A 22557-nucleotide genomic window follows, 5' to 3' on the forward strand; every position below is an offset into this window, starting at 1 on the left:
AAGCGGCGGTGTTCCTGTATCGCCCTTGCTGCTCATGAACCCTCCTTGTCTTTCTTTGCCGCTTTCCTGAGTTCGCGATCCAGCGCATCGAGGCGCGGGTTCCAGAAGCGGCGCACCTGCGCCAGCCAGAGGTCTATTTCGTTCAAACCTTCGGGGTCGAGGGCATAGATGCGGCGCTGCGCATCGATGCGGACACGGACGAGCCGCGCGCTTTTCAATGCTTTCAGATGCTGCGAAATGGCGGGTGCGCTTACCTCGAAGCGACGCGCGATGTCGCCCGCCGAGAGTTCGCCGTCACCCAGTATTTCTACAATGCGCCGCCGTGTCGGGTCGGCCAAGGCTGTGAAACTTTCCATGCCGGTTAAATTGAAGTATCCACTTAAATAAGTCAATATTTAAATTAATGCGTTCGAGCCAAAGGCCGCCGGGCTTTGGAGCGCGTTGCATTCGAATGTGTTTAACTTGGCTCAAACATGCGCAGCGAGGGCTTGTGACGATGAGGGGCTGGTTGATTGTCGTTTTGGCGACGCTTTGCGCATCCATGGGCGGCGCTATTGCCGATGAGCCGCAACTTCCGCCAGCCGAAACGATGGCGCCCGTCACCTCCATGTCGCCCGTCGTCAGCGGCGGTGAAACGCTTGATGCGGCGGCAGTGCCCGCGCCTGCCGGGCTGCAATGGCGGATCACCAAGCTCGCATGGAGCGCCAGCGACGAGCGCGCCTATGGCGAGTTCGTCCGCGCCATAGGCATGAGCAATTGCCGCAACTCGGACGAGTGTCTGAAAAGCGCCGCCAATATTTATCGCGCCAGCGATCCTGCGGGTCTGAGCTTCTTCGCCGATTGCGCGGACCTGCCTTATCTTCTGCGAGCCTATTTTGCCTGGAAGAACGGGTTGCCGTTTTCCTATGCAAGCGGTGTTGCGGCGGTCGGCAATTCCAACGATCTGCGCTATTCGCGCTACGGCAATTATGTTTATGCGCGAACGGATGTGCGCCCGCCAGCGGACGGGATATGGCCGAATGCGCGGACGGTCTTGTGGAACATCAACAACGCGATTTCGAGCGCCATGTATCGCTTTGCGCCCGGACCGACGCGGGGCGAACTGTTCGACTTTTATCCGGTGAAGATAGCGCCCGGTTCCATTCGTCCGGGCACGAATATATATGACCCGAATGGTCATGTGGCAGTCGTCTATGACGTGGACGATGAGGGCCGTATCCGCTTTATCGATAGCCATCCCGACAATTCGGTGACGCGTGGAAATTATGGCCGACGTTTCGTGCGGGCGTCTGCGCCGATGGGGGCGGGGTTCAAGAACTGGCGGCCGCTGACGCTGGTCGGCGCTCGGCAAGGTGCGGATGGGAGCTATGTCGGCGGCGTCATCGTGCCGACGCCCGACGACAAGCTTGCCGACTGGTCGGATGAGCAGTTTTTCGGCAATGTGCGCGCCGCGAGCTGGCAGTCGGGCCGCTTCGTCTTCAAGGGCGAGGTGATCGACTATTACGACTATGTGCGCCGCGCCGTGGCGGGGCATGACATTGTTTACGATCCGGTCGCGGAAACGCGCAGTATGGTGAAGGGGCTTTGCGATGATCTGCGCTACCGCGTGGAAGCCGTCGACATTGCGGTCAAGGCAGGGCTCAACGCGCAAGTGCAACCGGCGCGGCTGCCGGAGAATATCTACGGCACATCCGGCGATTGGGAGACATATTCGACGCCGTCGCGCGATGCGCGGTTGAAGGTATCGTTCAAGGAGTTGCGCGATCAGGCCGCGCGTTTTCTGGAACTGGCGCGGATGGGCGACAAGAGCATCGCCTATGCAGGCGTCGATCTCCCCGGCGATCTCGCTCGCGCCTATGAGCAGGAAGCCGGGCAATGCCCCATCACCTATCAGGCGAGCGATGGCTCGGCGCGGGTGATGACATTTGAGGAAGCGCGCCAGCGCCTTTTCGGATTTTCGTTCGATCCTTATCACTGCGCGGAGCGGCGCTGGGGAGCGATCTCTGCCGAGGAGCTCGCCACTTGCCCTGACAATGGCGTCAAGCGCCAATGGTATGAGGCAGAGCAGCGTTTGCGGAACCAGACCGAGCGCACCTATGACGCGCGGATGGATTTCACGCTGAGCGATCTGCAGGCGCATGCGCCGGGAAGCGGCGTCGATACGCCGCCGGATATCGATACGCTGGCCATGCTTCGGGCGGCAACGGCTTCGACGAATTTTACCGCCGCGCCGGAAAGCGGAAAGACGGTCCTAGAAGCGATACCACAAGGCAAAGCTCACTGATTGCTCCTTGATGGTGTTGCGTCCGCTGACACTCGTCATCGCGCAGATTTCCGCCGAGACGGGCGCGTCGAGTTCGCGCACGAATGACAGGCCGAGTTTGTTGGACTGCACCTCCGATGGAGCGCCACTGCCGCCGCCCGAGAAGGACGCATAGCTCTCGCTTTTCAGCATGAACATTGTGCGCTCGAAAGGGCGCAGGCCGATGGTGATATTGGCCTTCACTTCGCTTGGTCGGCTTGCGGGCTTTACGCGGATGCCGATCAGATTGTCGGTGAAGCCGTCCATTCCGAACAGTTTGAAATTCTGACCCATGGTCAGGTCGATCTCGCCGTCTATATCGCCGCGGCGCGAGGCGAAGGGATCGCCCTCGCTTTCTGCGCCATGAAAGGCGAGAAGCGGCTGGATCGAGAACAGCGTCTCCTGCCACGTGCCGAGTGTAAAACGCGCGCCCGCTTCGACGCGCGAAATGGCCCGCTGCACCAGCGGCTTGCCGAGCCATGAGGTTTCCTCGTGCGTCAGGGCGAGCGTGGAGACGAGGGTAATGTCTTTCGTGAGCCCATATTCGATATAGGGCGCAAGCTCGCGCTTGGTGTAGCGATTGCGCCGTTCGGACTTGCCTTTTGCGTCATAGTCCTCAGACGCGGTGGCAATCGTGAAGGGTACGATGATCTCGATTGCGCCTGGCGCTTGCGGCCAGGCACCCGCAAACGCAGGCGCAGATCCGACGCCGTTCAACGCAACAATAAAACACAATACTGCCCCTATCCGTGAAAGCGTCACGGCCTACCCCCATCAATGCCCCGCACGATGTAGCGGGGCGGGCTTGCTTCTGTAAAGCCCGTTGGCCTACTTTGCCGTTTCCCCTGAAGCCCAAGGATCAGTTCATTGCCTCGTTCTCAGGAAACCATCGATCTCTTGCTGACGCGCCGTTCGGTCAAACCCTTCACGATGGCCGCACCCGGCCCCGATGCGAGCCAGCTTGAAGCCATTCTGCGTGCAGGCGCGCGCGTTCCCGATCACGGAAAGCTAGCGCCGTGGCGGTTCATCATCTTCAAGGACGATGCGCGCGGCGCTTTCGGCGAAGTTCTGAAAGCGCGGTTTGCGCAGGTCGAGCCTGCGGCGAATGAAGACAGGCTGGCGCTTGAAGCCGGACGCTTGTTGCAAGCGCCTGTCGTCGTCGCGGTCATTTCGCGGATCGTGCCGAGCCGCAAGGCGCCGGAATGGGAGCAGCGCCTGTCTGCGGGCGCCTCATGCCAGAACATGCTGGTTGCGGCGACCGCGCTGGGTTTCGCGTCCTGCTGGCTCACGGAATGGTATTCTTACGACGAGGAGATCGCGCGGGCGCTCGGGCTTGGCGAGAGCGAACGTGTTGCGGGGTTCATTTATTTCGGCAGCCAGACCTTGCCGAATGAAGAGCGCGAGCGGCCGGTGCTGGCGGATATCTGCACGGAGTGGAAACCAGCCTGAGCCGTCTGTGTCAGCGCGTCGGGATATCGCCGTCGCGCCGCATGGCGGTGAGGCGGCCCTGATGCATCGCGATTGTCGTCGCGCTCGACCGATGCGCAGCGGCGTTGCTTTTGGGCCCGCCGAAAAGATGGTGCCAGTGGTCATAGAGATAGGCGGTGATGACGATGGCAAGCAGCGAGCCTGTCGCGATGCCTGCGCCGTGGCTCTGCACGTAGCAGGCAGCCGTGATGCCTGCACTGACGAGCAAAAGCGCCAATCCGAATGTGATCTTGAATCCCCGCATCGGCTGTCTCCGAGTTTTTCGCTCGCCGCATCCCGTGTGAGTATAGGCTGGTTCCAGCGACAATCGGAAATGACTTAATGGACAGAGACCGGCCCGGCTTGCAGATCAAAGGCGTGTTGTTCGACAAGGACGGCACGCTTTTCGACTTTCACCGCACATGGGTGCCTATCCTTGAGGAAGCGGCGCTTATGGCGGCGAGGGGCGAGGCGTCGCTTGTCCCGCATCTCATGGGGGCGGGCGGCTATGATCCGGTGACGGGCAGGGTCGCATCCGGCAGCGTCATTGCGGCGGGCGACACGCCTGATCTGGCTTTTGCCTGGCGCTCTCTTGCGCCGGGCTGGGAGGCGTCGGAGCTTGTCGCGCGTCTCGATGAACTATTTGCCCTGCGTGCGCCGATCCTTTCGGCGCCGGTGACGGACCTTGTCGTTTTCCTCCGCCTGCTGAGCGGCAGAGGCTTAAAAGTGGGCATCGCCACGAACGACAGCGCGGCGTCGGCTCATGCGACGATCGATCGCTTCGGCCTGAGAGAGATCGTTGCATTTCATTGCGGCTATGACAGCGGCCACGGCGTCAAACCTGCGCCGGGCATGGTTCATGCCTTTTGCGAGGCGATGGCATTCCAGGCGCGCGACGTCGCTGTCGTTGGCGATAATCGCCACGATCTCGACATGGGCAAGGCGGCAGGCGCCGGGCTGCGCGTCGGCGTGCTCACGGGAACAAGTGAACATGGCGATCTCGCGCCGCATGCCGATTTTGTCATCGGCAGCATCGTCGAGCTTCCCGCGCTGCTCGACGATTTGCGTTAGCCGTCCGCGAGATCCCAGACGGATTTGAAATCGCGTGTTTCGCCGAGCAGGCGTTGAGCCGGTGTTTTCTTGTCGATATGGCCGATCAAGCTGCGATAGGTGCCGAAGCCGCAAAGCTCCTGCAGGCGCGGTTCGAAGGTCTTGACCAGATCGAGTGGCAGGCCGAGCTGCTGGTTTTCCTGCTGGCGGATATAGCCGGCGCAATAGTTCATCGCGATGCCGACGCGGCGCGCGTTCGATTTGTTGGCGCCGCCGCCATGCCAGAGACTTCCGTGCCATATGAGCACCGAGCCTTTGGGCATTTCAGCGGGAATGCTGTCGTAGTGCTCGCCGTAATTGGGCGAAGCGTCAGCGGTATGCGTACCGGGAATGATGCGCGTCGCGCCGTTCTCTTCGGTGAAGTCGGTCAGCGCCCACATGGAGTTGCAGACGAAAGCCGCATGAGGCTTTGCAACCGGCATGATCTGGTCATCGGCGTGAATAGGCTGTGCGATTTCGCCGGGATCGATCGAGATCGAGGAAAGCGACGAGATGAGGCAGCCGTCATCGAGCACGCCTTCAATCACCGGCAGAACATTTTCATGCACGGGAATGCGCTCGAACAATTTGCCGTAGGCGAGAAGATTGTAGATGCGGACGGTGTGGTGGCCTTCAAATCCGTTCTTTGCGGGAACGATATTGTGCTTGCGCTCCAGCCGCAGAAGTTCGGCATTCAGCGCATCGATCAGATCAGGTGCGATGGCGTTTTCGATGATCGTGTAGCCGCGATCGGCGACAGCGGCGATGTGCTTTGCTGCATCTTGCTTGTTCATGAACGTCTCCCTTGCGTGCCGCCATGATAGCCCGCGTAATTCCGGCGTCCAGCCCCGGCCATGTCAGGCGGTGGTGCCTTGGTTAGCGCCAGCTTGTCGGTTTCACATCGAAAGCGAGGCTGATGCGCTGTACGCCACCGGAGAAGGGCAGTGTGCGGTGGAAGACGTAGGACGGGAAGAAGAAGGCGTCGCATTCCCTCGGCTCATAGGACAGAGGCTGCGGTTCGAATGCTGCCTCGAAATCTGGCGGCGGGTTGCCGAATTCGATCCAGCCGTCGCGCGTTTCTCCGCCCGCGCCCATGCTGGGCGGCAGCGCCACGTAATAGACGCCGCTCATCCAGCCACCGACATGAATATGCGAGTGCTGGTGGCCGCCTTCCGACAGCAGCGTTCCCCACATGTCGAGTTGATAGGTGCGCGGTACAAAGCCGAAATAGGGATGCTTCTTTTCGACCTTGATTGAATCGAAATGCGCGTCGATGGCGCTCCGCAGCGCTGTTTCAAAAGCGAGAAAAGGTTCGCGCGGATTGTCGAGCAAGAGACCCGTTTGCCCCCCCATGCGCGTTGCCTTGCCCGCAGGCTCCCAGGTCAATGTCGGATCGGCGCGAAGGGCTTCCACGAGAGCGAGATTCAGCTCGGCCATGGACGAATAGCCGGGCGGCGGCGTCAGCGTCTTGCGGCTGATGGTACGGGCAAGCTCGGCGCGGAAGCCTGCGGGCATCTGGCCCATGTCTTGCGCCAGCGCATAAGGAAACCAGGCGGCGGCGCGGCGCTCCGGGCCATGCCTCGCAATGGCGCGGTCGAAAATTTCCGCAGCCTCGCGCGGCTCTCCCCGGCGCAGTTTTACGAGGCCGAGGCTGACATAGCTGAGCGCGTCTTTCGGATCGAGCGAAGACGCGCGCTCATAGGCGGCCTCCGCTGCCGCGAGATTGCCGCGCTTCTGTTCGGCATTGCCGAGATTTCCATAAGCGGCTGAAAGGTCCGGCGCCAGTTTGATTGCATGTTCAAACAGTGCGGCTGCTTCATTGAGCCGGTCCTGACGCAGAACCACCATGCCAATGTTCATGATCATCGTAGGGTTTTGCGGCTGCAGCGCGCTTGCATGGCGATAGGCGTTCTCGGCATCCGCGAATTGTCCGGCGCGCTGGTAGATCTGGCCGAGCGTTGCGTGGAACACCGGATTTTCCGGGAAATGCGCTGCGGCTTGCGCGTAATGCGCCTGTGCCTCGCCCCAGCGATTATGCTGCTGCAGGAAGCGGCCGAGATTGGTCCAGGGAATGTGGGAATGGGGCGCCAGCTCAAGCGCGCGGCGCAGCGCCGGTTCGGCCTCGTCGAATTCTCGCCGGTCGATCAGCAGGGCCGCGAGAATTGACAGCGTCTCGGCGTCGTCGGGCAATTCTGCCAGCAAGTCGCGGCAGGCAGCCTCGGCATCGCCTCGTTTGCCTGCCTTGTAGAGCGCGAGAATATCGGCGCGGCGCTGCATTACGTCCTGCGTCGACTGTATCTGATCGTTCACCGGGTCATCCTGTGGCTTGCTGGCTTGATTGGGCCACAAGCTGCACGGGTGAAGTGGGGGCGTCAATGCAAAAGCCCTCCCCGTGAGGGGAGGGCTTTGCCGCGATAACGTCTTGTTATTCTGCTGCGGCGCGGGCTTGCGGCTCGCGCTGCGGGCCGCGAATGAGGCGGCCGGGCATTTCGCCGGTCGCTTCGCCGTTTTCGAAGGTGATGGCGCCGCTGACGATGGTGGCGCGGTAGCCTTCCGCCTTCTGGATCATGCGGCGGCCATCGGCAGGCAGGTCGAAGACCATTTCCGGCGCGAGGATGCGCAGCGCGTCATAGTCGATCACGTTGACGTCGGCCTTCATGCCGGGCGCAACCACGCCGCGATCGTTCAGGCCGTAAAGCCGCGCGGTGTCGCGCGTCTGCATGCGCACAACCTGTTCCAGCGGCAGGCGCTCGCCGCGCGAACGGTCGCGCGCCCAATGCGTCAGCATATAGGTCGGGAAGCTTGCATCGCAGATGACGCCGCAATGTGCGCCGCCGTCCGAAAGGCTCAGCACCGTTGCCGGATGCTGCATCATTTCGCGAATGTGGTCGAAGTTGAAGTTCGTGTAGTTCAGCAGCGGCAGGTAGATGTAGCCGCGCCCGTCATTCTCCATGAGCATGTCATAGACGATTGCGGCGGGGTCCTGACCGGTCCTTGCCGCGAGCGCGGCTACACTGTCTTCTGCGCGGGGTTCGTATTCCAGCTTGCCGTCATTTTCCAGACGGAACATGCGGTCATAGCCCTGCGTCATGATCATGCCGAGAACGCCCATGTCCTTCGACTTGTCGGCGAGGATACGCGCGCGCACTTCCGGGTTCTTCAACTCGACAAGGCGCTGGGCGAAGGGGAGATGCGCGATTGATGCATATGTGGCGCGCGCGACGAAGGGATGGATCGTGCTCTGCCAGCCAAGCACCATGCCGGTCGGGCGGCAGGCGATCTGTGCCGTGACATTCGCGCCCTGCTTGCGCGCCGTGTCGGTGAGCGCTAGCACGTCGCGCCATTTTTCCGGCTCGGTCGGTGACTGGAGAAGCGCGTAGGTGACGGGCAGGCCGGTTTCCGCCGACAGTTCCTGCATCCACATGAATTCGTCGACGGCGGGCGTCATGTCGGAGGCCATTTCAAAGACGCCGTGACCTGCATCGCCGAGCGCGCGGCCAATGCCCATCAGTTCCGCCTTGTTGGCGAATGTGCCGGGAACGGGCTCGCCGTCTTTCGACAGATGCAGCATGGTGCGCGAGGTGGAAAAGCCGAGCGCGCCGGCTTCGACGCCTTCGCGAACGATCTTCGCCATGGCCTCGACATCTTCAGGCGTTGCGGCCTCGTTGCGCGCGCCGCGCTCGCCCATCACATAGGCGCGCACGGAGCCGTGGGGCACCTGCGTTGCCACGTCGAGCACGCGGGCCTGTTTGTCGAGGCTGTCCATATATTCCGGGAAGGTTTCCCAGTTCCATTTGATGCCTTCGGAAAGCGCGGAACCCGGAATGTCCTCGACGCCTTCCATCAGCGTGATGAGCCATTCGCGAGCGTCGGGGCGGGCGGGCGCAAAGCCGACGCCGCAATTGCCCATGACGACTGTGGTCACGCCATGCCAGCAGGAAGGGGTGATCAGCGGGTCCCAGGTGACCTGGCCGTCATAATGCGTGTGGATGTCGACCCAGCCGGGGGTGACGATATGGCCTTGCGCGTCGATCTCGCGCTTGCCCGCGCCGGTAACGGTGCCGACTTCAGTGATGATGCCGTTGTCGATGGCAACGTCGGCAAGGCGCGGGGCCGCGCCCGTGCCGTCTACCAGCGTACCGCCGCGAATGACCAGATCGTGCATATCCTGCCTCCTCCAAAGTCGATGTTGTTTGGAGGGACTATACGGGCCGCAATCCGGTCTGCAATAATAAAATAGACCTCAGTCTAGTTTTCTCGCATACCGGGAGCAGGAGGGGGCAAATCCTCCACGAGTTTGGCGTGTCCGTTGGCCTTTTTGGGGCGTTTGGCCTTCGAGGTTGGTGCCTCCTTGGCCGTCCGTCGTTCGGCGAGCTTCTGCCGCGCCGTCTCGGCTTGGCCGGACAAATGCGCCTCGTCGGCAATCTCGAGTTCGTCGCAGGCCGTGCCGATATAGTCGGCGAGCTTGTTCAGATCGGGCAGCGCCTCGCGCGCACCGAGCAGGCCGAAATCGAGTTCGTCCGCATAGCTCGTCACGGTGATGTTGAGCGCCTGTCCATGAACGAGGACCGACATCGGATAGTTGTGAACCAGTTCGGCGCCCATCAGATAAAGTTTCTCGCGCGGGCCGGGGACGTTGGAGATGACGAGGTTTGCGGGCGGTGCAACCTTGTTGCCGAGGCCGAGCGCCTGCGAGAGCAGGATGACGCCGTTCATCAGAAGCGCGTAATTGGTGGAGGCCTCTCGCGCGAGTTCGCCGAGTTTTTCCTTCGCCTCGCTTGCCGAGTCATGAATGCAGCGCAGCCTCGCGATCGTGTCGCTTTCGTTGGTCGCCAGCGTCGTGACGATCATTGAAATCTGATTGCCGCGTTGCTCCGCGCCTTTTGGGCGCACGGAGACGGGGCACATGGCGAGGACGGGCTTTGCAGGCAGCGCGCCATGATCCTTCAGATAGCGGCGGATTGCGCCTGAGCAGATTGCCAATACGACATCATTGATCGTGACGTTCAGGTCTTTTGCGATGCCTTTGACGCGCGAGAGCGGGATCGTATGCGTCGCGAAGCGGCGATGCCGGGTGATCGTCTGGTTGAACGGCGTTGCGGGCGCGGTAAACGGCATCGGCGATTTGCGCGTGCCGCCGGAGATCGCCTGCAGGCCAGATTTCACGGCTGTCGTTGAAAGCTGCTGCACCGAGCGCGCTTGTCCGAGCAGGCCGGAATAGGTGCGCGTCAGCCGGTCCATCAGTTTCGGCGGCGTTGCAGGTTCGCCGTTCGCTGTGGCGACCTGCCAGATGCCTGTAACTTTCTTCGATGCGCGCGTTCTCGACATCACGCGGTCGAGGATCGACATGGCGGCGACACCATCGACGCAGGCGTGGTGGATTTTGAAATAGAGCGCGACCTGATTGTTTTCAAGGCCTTCGATGTAATAGCACTCCCAGAGCGGGCGGGTGCGGTCGAGAAGGCGCGAATGCAGCCGCTCGACGAGCTTCATCAATTGATCCATCGATCCGGGTGCGGGCAGAGCCGAATAGCGGACGTGATAGTCGAGGTCGAAATTCTTGTCCTCGACCCAGCTCGGCAGGACATCGAGCGAGAGCGTTTCGCTTTTGAGTTTCATGTTGAAGGGAGGAGCGGGCGGTACGCTCTGGTCGATCCGCATCATCATCTCGCGGAAGAAATTGCCCTTGTAGTTTTTCGGCAATTTGAAGATCTGGAGCCCGGCCACATGCGCCGGGCATTCCGCCGTTTCGACCTGCAGAAACGCTGCATCCTGTAGATTGAGCCTTGCCATCCCCGCCGCGCCTCCCAACGCGTATTCCTTCGCGTCGAGTGTTTCACAGATGGAGGCGGCGAGGGAAGAGCGGAAGGAAGGCCCTCACCCAGCCCTCTCCCAGAGGGAGAGGGCTAGAAAGATGCGGCTGATGGAACCCCTCTCCCGCTTGCGGGAGAGGGGGGCCGCGCCAAGGGCGTGGGAGGGTGAGGGCCTTAAACCACCGGGTTCGGCAGCGGCCTGCCGTCGAAGAACGCATCGACATTGGCGAGCACCGCATTGGACATGGCGGCGAAGGCCTCGCGCGTGCCGCCGCCGATATGCGGCGTCAGGACGACGTTCGGCAGCTCGATGAATTCCGGCCGCACGTTCGGCTCGTCGTCGAAGACGTCGAGGCCCGCGCCGGCAATCGTGCCGTTTTTCAGTGCGGCGATCAGCGCGTCTTCATCGACCGCCGAGCCGCGCGAGATGTTGACGATGTGGCCTTCCGGTCCAATGGCTTTCAGGACCTCGGCATTGATCAGATGGCGGTTCGATTCATCGGCGCGGTGGGCGATCATCAGCACGTCCGCCCATTCCGCAAGCGCCAGGAGCGAGTCGAAATAGCGCCAGGGTGCATCGGGCTTCTTCGTGCGGCTGAAATAGGCGACTTCGGTTTCAAAGGCGGCGAGACGCTCGGCGATCTTCCAGCCGATTGTTCCAAGGCCGAGAATGCCGATGCGGCGTCCCGTCATGCCCGGCGAGAAAAGCACCTTGCCGATATCGTCGCCGCGCCATTTTCCGGCTCGTATCAGCTTGTCGCTCGACACGACATGCCGGACCGAGGCGAGAAGGAGCGCGACGGCGTGGTCCGCCACCGTCGCCGAGTTGGCGCCGACGGTGTTCGTCACCTTGATGCCGCGCTTTGCTGCCGCTTCAAGATCGATGCTTTCATAGCCTGAGCCAAAGCAGGAAATGAGCTTCAGCTTGGGCATTGAATCCATGAAGCCGCCATCCGCCGGGAGCGCACCTATTGTGATGAGCGCTTCCGCTTCTTTGCGCTCGTTCATGTCGGATGTCAGCGTGTAGCGTTCGGCAAATTTCTGTTCGAAGGCTTTGCCAAGGGGAATGGCAAGCAGCAGGGTCGGTTTCATCACGCTCTCCGGTGGTTACTGAATTGCTTTGGCAGCCTCTGCGCGCGCGAGCAAAGCCCGCGCCTGCTTCAGATGCGGAATGTCGAGCATCACGCCATCAAGCGCGACGACGCCGACATCACCTGCCTTTTCGAATATCTCGATGACGGCGCGGGCATGGGCGAGGTCTTCGTCAGACGGCGTGAAGACGCGGTTGATGACGGGAACCTGCGCGGGATGGATCGCCATTTTGGCGGTGAAGCCGTCGCGCGCGGCGGCGCGTGCCTCAAGCTCAAGGCCTGCCTCGTCGCGGAAATCCTTGTAGATGCTGTCGAGCGGAATGACGCCTGCGGCAACCGCGCCGAGAAGTGTCAGCGTCCGCGCCATCTGATAGGGGCCTGTGTAATTGCCGCTCTCATCCTTGTTGTCGCGCGCGCCGAGCGCTGCAGCGAGATCTTCCGCACCCCAGGTCATTGCAAAGAGGCGCGGGCTCGATCCTGCATAGGTGTTGAGGTTGAACATCGATGCGGCGGTTTCTGTGGCGACGCAGAAAAGCTTGATCGTGTCGCTGCGCAAGCCTGCTTCCGCTTCGAGTTCCGTCAGATGGCCAGCGACTTTTGCAATGCAGGCGCCCGAAATGGTTTTGGGAACGAGGATCGCGTGAGGTGCGGCGGCGACGACGGATTTCAGATCGTCTTTCCAGAGCGGCGTGTCGAGCGCATTCATGCGGACGCAGAGCTTGGGCCCATGCGGGTCGGCGCTTTTCAGAAAGTCGGCGGCGTTCTTTCGCGCGGCTTCCTTGTTGGAGAGGGCGACGGAATCCTCAAGGTCGAGGATCAGCGCATCGGCGCCGGAGCTTGCGCCCTTGGCGAGTTTTTTCTCACTGTCGGCAGGAACGAAAAGGAAGGAACGCATGATCAGGCTTCTCCGCGCGCGTGCATGAAGGCTTGCCGCGTGCATGAGGCGACTTCCTCACCGCGCTGGTTATAGGCCTTGTGTTCAAAGGTGACGATGCCTGCCTTTGGCCGCGACTTCGAGCGGCGCTTGGCAAGCACTTTCGTTTCGATGCGCAGCGTGTCGCCCTGAAAGACGGGCTTGGGGAAGGTCACATCCGTCATGCCGAGATTGGCGACGGTCGTTCCGTGCGTCGTGTCATGCACCGATATGCCGATCATCAGGCCGAGCGTGAACAGGCTGTTCACCAGCGGCTTGCCGAATTCGGTTTCGGTCGCCGCATAGTGATGGTCGAGATGGAGCGCGGCGGGGTTCATGGTCATGGTCGAGAAGAGGACATTGTCCGTCTCGGTCACGGTTCGGGTGATCGAATGCTTGAAAAGCTGCCCGTCCGTGAATTCTTCGAAATAGAGTCCCGGCATATTGTTTCTCTCCCACTTGCGACGGGCTAGGTTATAGCCGCCGAAACGACAACAGACAAAAAATGAGGGGCGGTATGGATTTCTCCTTCTCCGAGGACCAGCAGGCAATACGCGACGCAGTGGCCAAAACCTGCGCGAAGTATGACGACGCCTATTGGCTGAAGCATGACAGGGAAGGCGGCTTTCCCGACGACTTCGTGCGCGACATTGCCGATGGCGGCTGGCTCGGCGTTGCCATGCCTGAGGCCTATGGCGGCTCCGGTCTCGGCGTCACGGAAGCGGCCATCGTCGCCCAGACCATTGCCGAGTCGGGCGCCTGCCTTTCGGGCGCGTCGGCCATTCACATCAATCTCTTCGGGCCGATGCCCGTCGTCGTCTTCGGCACCGACGAGCAGAAGCAGAGAAACCTGCCGCCGCTCATTGCGGGCAAGGACCGTTGCTGCTTCGGCGTGACGGAGCCGGATGCGGGGCTCAACACGACCGCCATCTCGACGCGGGCCGAGTGGGACGGCAAGGCCTATGTCGTTCACGGCCGCAAGATGTGGACCTCGACGGCGCAGAGCGCGAACAAGATCCTGCTGCTCGCCCGCACCACGGCGAAGGAAAAATGCGTGAAGCCCACCGAGGGGCTTTCGCTCTTTTATACGGATCTCGATCGCGGCGGCGCGACGGAGGTGCGCGAGATCGAGAAGATGGGGCGCAAGGCGGTCGACTCCAATGCGGTCTTCTTCGACGGACTTCGTATTCCCAAGGAGGATCTGATCGGCGAGGAAGGGAAGGGGTTTCACTATCTGCTTCACGGGCTCAACCCCGAGCGCGTGCTGATCGGCGCGGAGGCGGTCGGCGTCGGGCGCATCGCGCTGAAGAAGGCGACCGAATATGCGCGCGAGCGCGAGGTCTTCGGGCGACCCATCGGAAAAAATCAGGCGATCCAGCATCCGCTGGCCAAATGCTGGGCGGAGCTTGAGGCCGCCAATCTGATGGTCTTCAAGGCTGCGGCGCTCTACGACGCCGGCAAGGATTGCGGCGCGGAGGCCAATGCGGGCAAATATCTCGCCGCCGAAGCGGGCTTTCACGCCTGCGAAACGGCGGTGATGACGCATGGCGGCATGGGCTATGCCAAGGAGTTCCACGTCGAACGCTATTTGCGCGAAGTGATGATCGCGCGCATCGCGCCGGTCAGCCGCGAGCTTATCCTGAGTTTCATTGCCGAGCGGGTGCTCGGCCTGCCGAAGTCCTATTGATCATGACCTTCCATCTCCATGAACGCCTCGCCGCCGATACCTGGACAGTGAAGGACCTCCCGCTGTGCCGGGTGTTGCTGATGGACGACCAGCGATACCCATGGGTGATCCTCGTCCCCCGGCGCGATGGCTTGCGCGATTTTCATGATGTGGCCAAGGCGGACAAGGCGGCGTTTCAGGGCGAGATCGACCAGATGTCTGCGGTGCTGAAGGCGCTGACAGGGGCCGACAAGCTCAATGTGGCGGCGTTGGGCAATATGGTGCCTCAGCTTCATGTCCACATCGTCGCCCGCTTTGCCGGGGATGCCGCCTGGCCTCAGCCAGTCTGGGGACAGGGCGTGGCCGAGCCCTATAAGCCCGACGAGGCTGGCGCCCTTATCGAAAAGTTAAAAAAGGGCCTTCTAGGTTAACTTTTGGTTTATCTCTCCAGTCCTATCTTTGGCCCATCGGTGGGCTGGCGTGAGTCGGGCCCGCCTCCTTTGGAAGCTCCCTTATCGGGGTTTCCTTTGCAGGAGATTGGGCCATGGCGAGCGTTCTTATCGCCGATTCATCCGCACCGCTTCGGCGGGCCGCGCAGTTCCTCTTTGAAAGCCTCGGCTTTGAGGTTGCGGGCGCGCGCGACGGTGCCGAGGCTCTTTCGCTTGTCGAAGGGCTGTCGCCCGATCTCATCATTGTCGACGCACGGCTTCCGGGCTTTGAGGGCGCGGCGCTTGTCGGCGCGATCCGCGATCTGCCCGAGGGACGCAATGCCTGCATCTTCTTCGTGACTGAGAATAGCGGCCCGGCGGCTGTTCGCGCCGCGCTCGAGGCGGGTGCTGACGACTATCTCATTAAGCCGTTCGACCGGGAGCTTCTCTCCTTCAAGCTCGCTCAGGCCAAGGCCCGCGGCCACCTTGCCGCGCGTCCCCGTGCGACAAGGCTTGTTCAGGACAATTCCAGTTCCTGGCGCTTTCGCACCTTCGGCAAGGCCGTTTAATCGCCGCGCCTCATGTGATTTATGAGGTCAGCTTTGGCTCTTAAAACATAGATAAATCACGATTTTTCGTTATCGCTACACCAAGTGTCCAGGTAGTCGAGGCTCTTGAGATAGGGCCGAAGCGCGAGGAAGCCGAGGATCGATCCGCCAAAGAGAACGATGGGCGGCACATAGGCGAGCGAGTAGCGCAGCATTTGCTCGTCCTTGAAAACATAGTCGGTAACGAGCGCGATCATGGTTGGGCCGAGGCCCAGCCCGATCAGGCTGACGATGAGGCCGGAGAGCGCAGAGGAAAAGCCGCGCATCTGGTTCGGCATCATTGCCATGAGCGCGGACGGGCCGACGGCGGTCGTGAAGGTCGCAAAGAAGCTCGCCGGCGCGAGCAGCCCCAGCGCGACATAGGGGTTGTCGACCAGAGGGAAGGCGATGGCGAAGGGCATGGTGACGAGCCCCGTGCAGGCCATGACCATGATGCGCCCGTTCCGGTAGCCCTTCGAACAGACGTAATCCCCGAGCGCGCCGCCCGCGACGACGCCGAGCGTTCCGAAGATCATGATGATGAGGCCATAGTCGCGTCCGATATGGGCGGCGCTCCAGCCATGGGTGCGGGCAAAGAATGTCGGCACCCAGGCCGCCGTGCCATAGGCCATCATGGCAAGCATGGCGAAGCAGAGATTCAGGGCGAAAAAGGCGGGGGCATTCGCCCGCAGATAGGCCAGCACCTCGCGGAACGGGACTTCGACGTCGCGCGTCACGCCATCGGTGCCTGTTTCACGGCGCATATGGCCACGACGAACGGGCTCGCGCAACGTCTTCACCCAGAGGGCGACGAGAATGCCGGGCAGGCCGACGACAAAGAAAACGAGCTGCCACGAATAGACATGACCAATGATCGGCAGCGTGATGTCGCCGATATGTGTCGCCCAACTGATGGCAAAGGAACCGATGACGAGCGCCAGGCCTGCGCCGATATAGACGCCGATGCCGTAAACGCCGATGGCGATGCCGAGGCGTTTGGGCGGGAAATAGTCGGAAATGATGGAGTAGGCGGCTGGCGTGAGGGCGGCTTCGCCGACACCGACGCCCATACGATAGATAAAGAGCTGCCAGTAAGCCTTTGCAGTTCCACTTAAAGCCGTCATCAGGCTCCAGGAGAAGACGCCGATCGCGATGATGCTGATGCGGTTGCGCCGATCGACCATGCGGCCGATGGGCAGGCCCATGAAGGCATAGAAAATGGCGAAGGCGATGCCCAGGAGAAGGCTGACCTGCGTGTCGGAAATGTCCAGATCGCGCTTCATCGGTCCGACCAGCAGGCTCAGAATCTGCCGGTCGATGAATGAGAAGGTGTAGGCGAGGACGAAGACACCGACGACGTACCAGGCATAGATCCGGCTCGGATAAGGCGCTTCCGCCGCTGCCGGCTCCTCCGGTGCGCGATGCAGAACGTCCTCCACCTCCGAGGCGACTTCGATCTCGGCCATATATTTCCTCCCTGATGCGCTTTCGCCGACTCTTGCTGGTCGACTGTTCTAGTAATTGTAGACCGGAATTTTGCCCCGCCCACCATCGTTAATGTCTTTGCGAGGCGGTGGATATGGCGGTGGCACGGTGCTTGCGACCTGATTGGCAACAAAGCCAAAGGTCATCGACAATGAGTCTTCTGCAAGCCATCGCCGCCCAGCCCCAGATCGCCGCTGCACTCCAGCAGGCGAGCGCAAAGACGGGTGCCGACTTCAACTATTTGTTGAACACGGCGATGCGCGAGTCGAGCCTTGATTGCTCGGCAAAATCAAGTACTTCCACGGCTTGCGGACTATTTCAGTTCACCCAGCAAAGCTGGCTCGGAACGATGAAGAAAGACGGCGGCGATCTCGGCCTTGGTCAATATGCCGACGCCATTTCGCAGGATTCCAAGGGCCGCTACGTGGTGGCCGATCCTGCCGCCCGGCAGGCAATTCTTGCCCTGCGCAACGACCCGGAAGTGTCCGCACTGATGGCCGGGGCCTATACGAATAACAGTCGCGAGACGCTTGAGGGCAAGCTGGGGCGCTCGGTCAGCGGCGGCGAACTTTACATTGCGCATTTCCTCGGCGCGGGTGGCGCATCGAAGCTGATCTCGAGTTCAGAAGACGCGCCCAATGCGCGGGCGGATTTGCTCTTTCCCGACGCTGCAGCCGCCAATCGCTCGATCTTTTATACTCGTGATGGACAGCCGCGCAGCGTGGCCGAGGTCTACAGCAATCTGGTTGCCAAGCATGAAGGCGTCTCGGCTCCCCGTTTCGAGATTGCCGCCCGGCCTCCACTGGCCGAGGCAGCCGGAGCCGCGTCGCTTGGCGCGCTCACCAATGCACTGACAGGTGCGGACGATGTGACGGAAGCGGATGCGCCGGCTTCCACCGACATGTCGAGCGCGACTGCCACGCCTTATTCGAGTGCCTATTCCACCAGCGCCATGTCTGCGGCGGGGCTCGGCGGTCGTTCGCCGTTGAGAATGTCTCCCGCCGTGGTTCAGATCCTCGCCTCGCTCGATGTGCCGAATGCCGCCAGTTCGACGCGTGGCGCCGATGACGACAAGGACAAAGAGCGCGAGAATGAGCGCCGCATGCTTCCGCGCGGCGGCCTGGCTCTCGGGTAGTCAGTACCCGAGGCCGAGCCTTTGTGGCGTCAGGCGATTGCCTTCGCCGCCTTCAACCCTTCGATTTCCGCTTCGCTGTAGCCAAATGCACGGAGCACCTCGAGCGTGTGTTCGCCGAGTGCCGGGGCGGGGCCTTTCGGGCCGTCATCGGCACCGGGAAAGCGGATGGGCGAGGCCGGGGCGAGATATGTCCCGCTGCCGTCATGTTCCGGCACTTCGACAAAAGCACCTGCCGCTATGGCCTGCGGGTCTTTTGCTACGTCGCTCGGGCGCATAAGCGGCGCCCAGATCATGTCTTCGGCATCAAGCTTCGCGCGCCAATGGTCGAGATCATGCGCGGCAAAGGCTGCGTCGAGGATATCGACAAGCTGGGCTGCGTTGGCGCGGCGGGCCTTGGGGTTTGCGAAGCGCTCGTCGGTTTCAAGCTCCGGCTTGCCGATGACGCGCAGGACGGCCTTCCAGTCGATCGAACCCTGACGGGGCACGATGACGAACCAGGCATCGCCCTTTGCCTTGAAGAAGTTGCTGAGCGGGGCGACGGATTCATGGCGCGACTTGGTGGAGCCGAGCTTGCCGTATTTGAGCTGCACGGCGGTATCGGAGCCCGCCGCATAGATGCCTGCGCGAAGGAGCGAGGCTTCGACAAGGCGGCCCTTGCCGGTCGTCTGGCGCTCGACGATGGCGGCCAGAATGCCGCCGACGGTTGCCATGCTGGTCGTATGATCGCCGATGCCAGTGCGCAGCGTCGTCGGTTCGGAGCCTTTCACGGTCTGCAAATAGCCAAAGCCTGAGCGGGCATAAAATGCGGCGACGTCGAAGCCGGGGCGGTCGCGCTCGGCGCCTTCGAGGCCATAGCCGGTGACGCTTGCGTAAACGAGGCGCGGGTTGACCGCGGCCAGCGATTTGTAATCGAGGCCCGCGCGCTCGAGACCGCCGGGGCGGACATTGGTGATGAAAACGTCGGCATCTTTCACCAGTCGCTTTACCGCCTCGACGCCTTCAGGCGTTGCGGTGTTGATGGCGATGCCCTTCTTGCCGCGATTATCGAGGTCGAAAATCGGGCTGCCCTTCAGATGGTCGGCGCCCATATTCGCCATGGTGTAGCGCATGGGACAGCCCGCAAGCGGCTCGATCTTGATGACCTCTGCGCCCCAATCCGCGAGAATTCCGGCAGCGCCCGGTGCGGCGATGTAAGTCGCCATCTCGATGACCTTGATACCTTCGAGCATGTCCATTCCCTTCAATGTCTTGTTGGGTCGGATCATCCATGAAACTGACAGGCTGTCAAAGGCGCGGGAATAGGGGTCGTCGCGTCAACCTGATTTCGCGACGCCTGTCGCAAAATAGTCTTTCGCCGTTGCTTCGAGTTTCGCCAGCATGTCGCGCATCGGCCAGGCGCCGAGGCTTATCCGGGAGACGCCGAGTTTTGCCAGCTCCGTTGCCGAGGGCGCGGCCGGGCTTGCCATGATGTTGACCGGCAGCGCGACCTCCTTGCAGAGCCTTTCGATCAGCGAGGGATCGAGGAGGCCGGGGACGAAAAAGCCGCTCGCGCCTGCCTTTGCATAGGCATTCCCGCGGGCAATTGCCTGATCGAGATTTTCCTCATGTTGCTCGCGGGGGCTGCGCAGAAATATGTCGGTGCGGGCATTGAGGAAAAAGGGGAGGCCAGCTTTGTCGGCGGCGGCGCGTGCGGCTGCGATCCGGGTGACTTGCGTGTCGAGCGGGAAGATGCCGTCGCCGCCTATGATCTGGTCTTCGAAATTCATGCCGATGCCGCCCGCCTCGATGATGAGGCTGACGGTTTCGCCCACCGTTTCCGGCGCGTGGCCGTATCCGGATTCCGCATCGACCGTCACTGGGAGATCGACCGTGTTGGCGATCTGCTCTACCGAGGCGATCAGCAAATCGCGGGGCAGGTTCTCGCGGTCCTTGGCCCCATGCGCATGCGCCAAGGCAAAGCTCGACGTGGCGATAGCCGCGGCGCCCGCTTTTGCGACCGCCTGCGCGCTGGCCGCATCCCAGATGTTGAAGAGTTTGATCGGGTCGCCCTTGCGGTGGAGCGCGGCGAATGCGGTCGCGCGCTGCTTTTGCTGGTTCTTGTCCATGGGAATGCCTCGCGTTGATTTCTTGCTGGTGGCAGCTTCCGTCAAATCTGCGGCAGAGGGAATGCCAGTTCTCGCCAAAAGGAGACTCTGTCACCCGGTGCTGCGGCGCGAGAGCCAATTTCATGAAACAGGCGCATCCGGCTGCCGCAATTCGTTAAAAGTGGCGCAGTTATTCGGCTTTCATGTTGAACGCTCGTTAAAGAGTTTCGTTTAGGGTTGATGCCTGATCGCAGTTCAAGGCGCCTTCGCGCGCGAGGCCCGATGCAAGAACGCTCGACGCAGGAAAGATTGTCGATCGCCGACGTGAAGCGGCTCCTCTCAGAGCCGACGGAAGATGCGCGCGCCGAAATTGCGGTCAAGGTTGCCTCGCAGTTCCGCAATGTCATTCTGACGCCGCGCGAGCGCGAACTCGCACATGAAATTCTCGGCTATCTTGTCCATGATGTTGCGGCGACCGTCCGTCTGGCGCTTTCCAATGCCTTGAGTAATCTGGTGGATGCACCTCACGACATCGTGCTGCAACTTGCGCATGACATCGATGAAGTCGCGCAGCCCGTTCTCGAATATTCCAGTGTGCTGACGGATGAAGATCTGATCGAGCTGGTGCTGAGCGGCGGGCCTCATCGGCAATGCGTAATTGCGAGCAGGGCCAAACTGGGCTCTGGCGCGTGCGATGCCATCGCGCGCGCGGCCGATCGCCGGGCCGTCATTGCGCTGGTCGCAAATGAAGGCGCTGTTATCCAGCCCGAAGCTCTCGAGAAGATCATCGACCGCTATCCGGCGGATGAAGGCATTCTCGATCCCATGGCAAGCCGCAGCGATCTTCCCGGGTTGCTGGTCGAGCGCCTTGTCACGATGGTGTCGAAGCGGCTGCGCGACTATCTGGTCGAGCGGCACAATATCGACTTTGCGACTGCATCGCTGCTTGAAGACCAATCTCGCGAGCGCGCTCTGGTCGATATGATCGGAAAGACAAATCCCGACGATATGGCACGTCTCGCCGCCCAGCTTGCCGAACATGGACGGTTGACGGCTCCGCTGCTTTTGCGCGCGATATGTGCAGGCGAGATGAATTTCGTCGAAGCGGCTTTCGCGTTTCTTGCCGCCATCCCTCTGGAGCGCTCCGTGCGGCTTATTCACGATGTCGGCGCGCTGGGGTTTCGCGCCGTTTATGCACGGGCGGGCATGCCTGAGGTTTTCTATTCCGCATTCCGGGCGGCGCTCGATGTTACGCGTGAAACGAGCGATCTTCGCGACAACGCCCTTCTGCGCCAGCGGATGCTGGAGCGTATAGCGCCGCATTACCGCGAAGTCGAAGCGCGGGACCTCGACCTTCTGCTCGACCGGCTGGCACGCTCGGCGCGCGCCTTGCCCTGGAGCACTCGGGCGGCTTAAGTCCGAACCTTCACGATCCCTTCGCAAACTGATAGGTTCGCGTCCTCATTTCAATCGGGGACGAGCCATGAACCATACGACGCGCGAAGCTTTCATCTGCGATGCAGTGCGAACACCAATCGGACGTTATGCCGGTTCTCTTGCTGCCGTTCGCGCAGACGATCTTGGCGCGGTTCCGATCATGGCTCTGATGGCGCGCAATCCCTCGATCAATTGGGAACGCGTGGATGATGTGATTTACGGCTGCGCCAATCAGGCGGGTGAGGACAATCGCAACGTCGCGCGCATGTCGGCCCTGTTGGCGGGCCTGCCCGAGACGGTCGGTGGATCGACGGTCAACCGGCTTTGCGGCTCCGGAATGGATGCGGTCGGCACAGCGGCGCGCGCGATCAAGTCCGGCGATGCGGAGCTGATGATTGCGGGTGGCGTCGAGAGCATGTCGCGCGCGCCTTTTGTGATGGGCAAGGCGACCAGCGCCTTTTCGCGTGATGCGCAGATTTACGACACCACCATCGGCTGGCGCTTCATCAATCCGTTGATGCAGCGGCAATACGGCACGCATTCGATGCCGGAGACGGCGGAGAATGTCGCCGAGGAGTTTCAGATTTCACGCGCCGATCAGGACGCTTTCTCGGTTCGCAGCCAGCAGCGCGCCGGTGCGGCGATGAAGTCTGGTCGCTTCGAGAAGGAAATCGTGCCGGTCACGATTTCCGGTAAGAAGGGCGAGACGGTGGTCGGCGAGGACGAGCATCCGCGCCCCGATACGACGCTTGAGGCGCTGGCCAAATTGCCGACGCCGTTCCGGCAGGGCGGCACGGTGACGGCGGGCAACGCATCCGGCGTCAATGACGGCGCTTGCGCGTTGATCATCGCGTCTGCCGAGGCGGTCAAGGCACATGGTCTGACGCCGCGGGCGCGCATTGTCGCCATGGCGAGCGCGGGCGTGCCGCCGCGCATCATGGGCATCGGGCCTGCGCCAGCGACCCGGAAAGTGCTGGAGAAATCCGGCCTCAATATCGGCGACATCGAAGTCATCGAACTCAACGAAGCTTTTGCGTCGCAGGGCCTTGCCGTGTTGCGC

General features: G+C 61.7%; 22 protein-coding genes. 9 read left to right on the plus strand and 13 right to left on the minus strand.

Annotated elements, in window-relative coordinates:
* Positions 1–32: 32 nt before the first annotated feature.
* The gene (locus WA943_RS06290; protein ID WP_424469003.1) at positions 33–356 is read right to left on the minus strand and encodes an ArsR/SmtB family transcription factor; all 324 of its coding nucleotides are present in this window, start codon (positions 354–356) and stop codon (positions 33–35) included.
* A gap of 140 nt (positions 357–496) precedes the next feature.
* On the opposite strand from WA943_RS06290, the gene WA943_RS06295 reads away from it, so the two are divergent.
* Positions 497–2284, plus strand: a complete 1788-nt coding sequence (locus tag WA943_RS06295; RefSeq protein WP_424469004.1) for a hypothetical protein — start codon at positions 497–499, stop codon at positions 2282–2284.
* On the opposite strand, the gene WA943_RS06300 is transcribed toward WA943_RS06295, so the two are convergent.
* The gene (locus WA943_RS06300) at positions 2252–3037 is read right to left on the minus strand and encodes a hypothetical protein (protein WP_424469005.1); all 786 of its coding nucleotides are present in this window, start codon (positions 3035–3037) and stop codon (positions 2252–2254) included. The genes WA943_RS06295 and WA943_RS06300 overlap by 33 nt on opposite strands.
* 132 nt (positions 3038–3169) lie before the next feature.
* Between WA943_RS06300 and WA943_RS06305 the strand changes: the two genes are divergently transcribed.
* Positions 3170–3751 (plus strand): nitroreductase family protein, encoded by a 582-nt coding sequence (locus tag WA943_RS06305; protein ID WP_424469006.1) that lies wholly within the window; start codon positions 3170–3172, stop codon positions 3749–3751.
* Positions 3752–3761: 10 nt separating this feature from the next.
* Here WA943_RS06305 and WA943_RS06310 read toward each other — a convergent pair whose 3' ends face one another.
* Positions 3762–4034: a hypothetical protein gene (locus WA943_RS06310; protein WP_424469007.1), complete on the minus strand. Its 273-nt coding sequence runs from the start codon at positions 4032–4034 to the stop codon at positions 3762–3764.
* A 77-nt stretch (positions 4035–4111) separates the two neighbouring features.
* Between WA943_RS06310 and WA943_RS06315 the strand changes: the two genes are divergently transcribed.
* Entirely contained in the window at positions 4112–4840 is a 729-nt protein-coding gene (locus WA943_RS06315) for an HAD family hydrolase (protein ID WP_424469008.1), read from the plus strand.
* Here the strand turns inward: WA943_RS06315 and WA943_RS06320 are convergent.
* The 7 genes from WA943_RS06320 to WA943_RS06350 form a co-directional block, all read right to left on the minus strand.
* Positions 4837–5652: a phytanoyl-CoA dioxygenase family protein gene (locus WA943_RS06320; RefSeq protein WP_424469009.1), complete on the minus strand. Its 816-nt coding sequence runs from the start codon at positions 5650–5652 to the stop codon at positions 4837–4839. The two genes, WA943_RS06315 and WA943_RS06320, sit on opposite strands and share 4 nt — an antisense overlap.
* Positions 5653–5734: 82 nt before the next feature.
* Complete coding sequence (locus WA943_RS06325; RefSeq protein ID WP_424469010.1) at positions 5735–7168, minus strand: tetratricopeptide repeat protein; 1434 nt, start codon at positions 7166–7168, stop codon at positions 5735–5737.
* A 115-nt stretch (positions 7169–7283) separates the two neighbouring features.
* The gene (locus tag WA943_RS06330) at positions 7284–9023 is read right to left on the minus strand and encodes an N-acyl-D-amino-acid deacylase family protein (RefSeq protein WP_424469011.1); all 1740 of its coding nucleotides are present in this window, start codon (positions 9021–9023) and stop codon (positions 7284–7286) included.
* Between the two features lie 83 nt (positions 9024–9106).
* The gene (locus WA943_RS06335; RefSeq protein ID WP_424469012.1) at positions 9107–10651 is read right to left on the minus strand and encodes a WS/DGAT/MGAT family O-acyltransferase; all 1545 of its coding nucleotides are present in this window, start codon (positions 10649–10651) and stop codon (positions 9107–9109) included.
* A gap of 194 nt (positions 10652–10845) precedes the next feature.
* Positions 10846–11763 carry a 2-hydroxyacid dehydrogenase gene (locus WA943_RS06340; protein ID WP_424469013.1) on the minus strand — a complete coding sequence of 306 codons (918 nt, stop codon included), beginning with the start codon at positions 11761–11763 and terminating at the stop codon, positions 10846–10848.
* Between the two features lie 15 nt (positions 11764–11778).
* A complete protein-coding gene (locus WA943_RS06345) occupies positions 11779–12657 on the minus strand; it encodes an HpcH/HpaI aldolase/citrate lyase family protein (RefSeq protein WP_424469014.1) in 879 nt (292 codons plus the stop codon).
* A gap of 2 nt (positions 12658–12659) precedes the next feature.
* Positions 12660–13118, minus strand: coding sequence for a MaoC family dehydratase (locus WA943_RS06350; RefSeq protein ID WP_424469015.1), 459 nt, complete (start codon positions 13116–13118; stop codon positions 12660–12662).
* 74 nt (positions 13119–13192) lie between these two features.
* Here WA943_RS06350 and WA943_RS06355 point away from each other — a divergent pair, with 74 nt between their 5' ends.
* From WA943_RS06355 to WA943_RS06365, 3 genes are all read left to right on the plus strand, one after another.
* Complete coding sequence (locus WA943_RS06355) at positions 13193–14362, plus strand: acyl-CoA dehydrogenase family protein (RefSeq protein ID WP_424469016.1); 1170 nt, start codon at positions 13193–13195, stop codon at positions 14360–14362.
* 2 nt (positions 14363–14364) lie between these two features.
* Entirely contained in the window at positions 14365–14772 is a 408-nt protein-coding gene (locus WA943_RS06360; protein WP_424469017.1) for an HIT domain-containing protein, read from the plus strand.
* A gap of 113 nt (positions 14773–14885) precedes the next feature.
* A complete protein-coding gene (locus tag WA943_RS06365; RefSeq protein ID WP_424469018.1) occupies positions 14886–15338 on the plus strand; it encodes a response regulator in 453 nt (150 codons plus the stop codon).
* Between the two features lie 56 nt (positions 15339–15394).
* Here WA943_RS06365 and WA943_RS06370 read toward each other — a convergent pair whose 3' ends face one another.
* The gene (locus WA943_RS06370) at positions 15395–16822 is read right to left on the minus strand and encodes a spinster family MFS transporter (protein WP_424469019.1); all 1428 of its coding nucleotides are present in this window, start codon (positions 16820–16822) and stop codon (positions 15395–15397) included.
* A gap of 170 nt (positions 16823–16992) precedes the next feature.
* Here WA943_RS06370 and WA943_RS06375 point away from each other — a divergent pair, with 170 nt between their 5' ends.
* Entirely contained in the window at positions 16993–17976 is a 984-nt protein-coding gene (locus WA943_RS06375; protein ID WP_424469020.1) for a lytic transglycosylase domain-containing protein, read from the plus strand.
* A 29-nt stretch (positions 17977–18005) separates the two neighbouring features.
* Here the strand turns inward: WA943_RS06375 and WA943_RS06380 are convergent, their stop codons facing one another.
* Positions 18006–19205, minus strand: a complete 1200-nt coding sequence (locus WA943_RS06380; protein ID WP_424469021.1) for a CaiB/BaiF CoA transferase family protein — start codon at positions 19203–19205, stop codon at positions 18006–18008.
* Between the two features lie 84 nt (positions 19206–19289).
* On the minus strand, positions 19290–20081 hold the full coding sequence (locus tag WA943_RS06385; protein ID WP_424469022.1) for an isocitrate lyase/PEP mutase family protein: 792 nt from the start codon (positions 20079–20081) through the stop codon (positions 19290–19292).
* A gap of 261 nt (positions 20082–20342) precedes the next feature.
* Here WA943_RS06385 and WA943_RS06390 point away from each other — a divergent pair, with 261 nt between their 5' ends.
* Both WA943_RS06390 and pcaF read left to right on the plus strand, forming a co-directional pair.
* Entirely contained in the window at positions 20343–21476 is a 1134-nt protein-coding gene (locus WA943_RS06390) for a DUF2336 domain-containing protein (RefSeq protein WP_424469023.1), read from the plus strand.
* Between the two features lie 67 nt (positions 21477–21543).
* On the plus strand, positions 21544–22557 hold a 1014-nt coding region (gene pcaF, locus WA943_RS06395), incomplete at its 3' end, for a 3-oxoadipyl-CoA thiolase (protein ID WP_424469024.1).

Source organism: Parvibaculum sp. (assembly GCF_049651025.1).
GTDB lineage: Bacteria > Pseudomonadota > Alphaproteobacteria > Parvibaculales > Parvibaculaceae > Parvibaculum.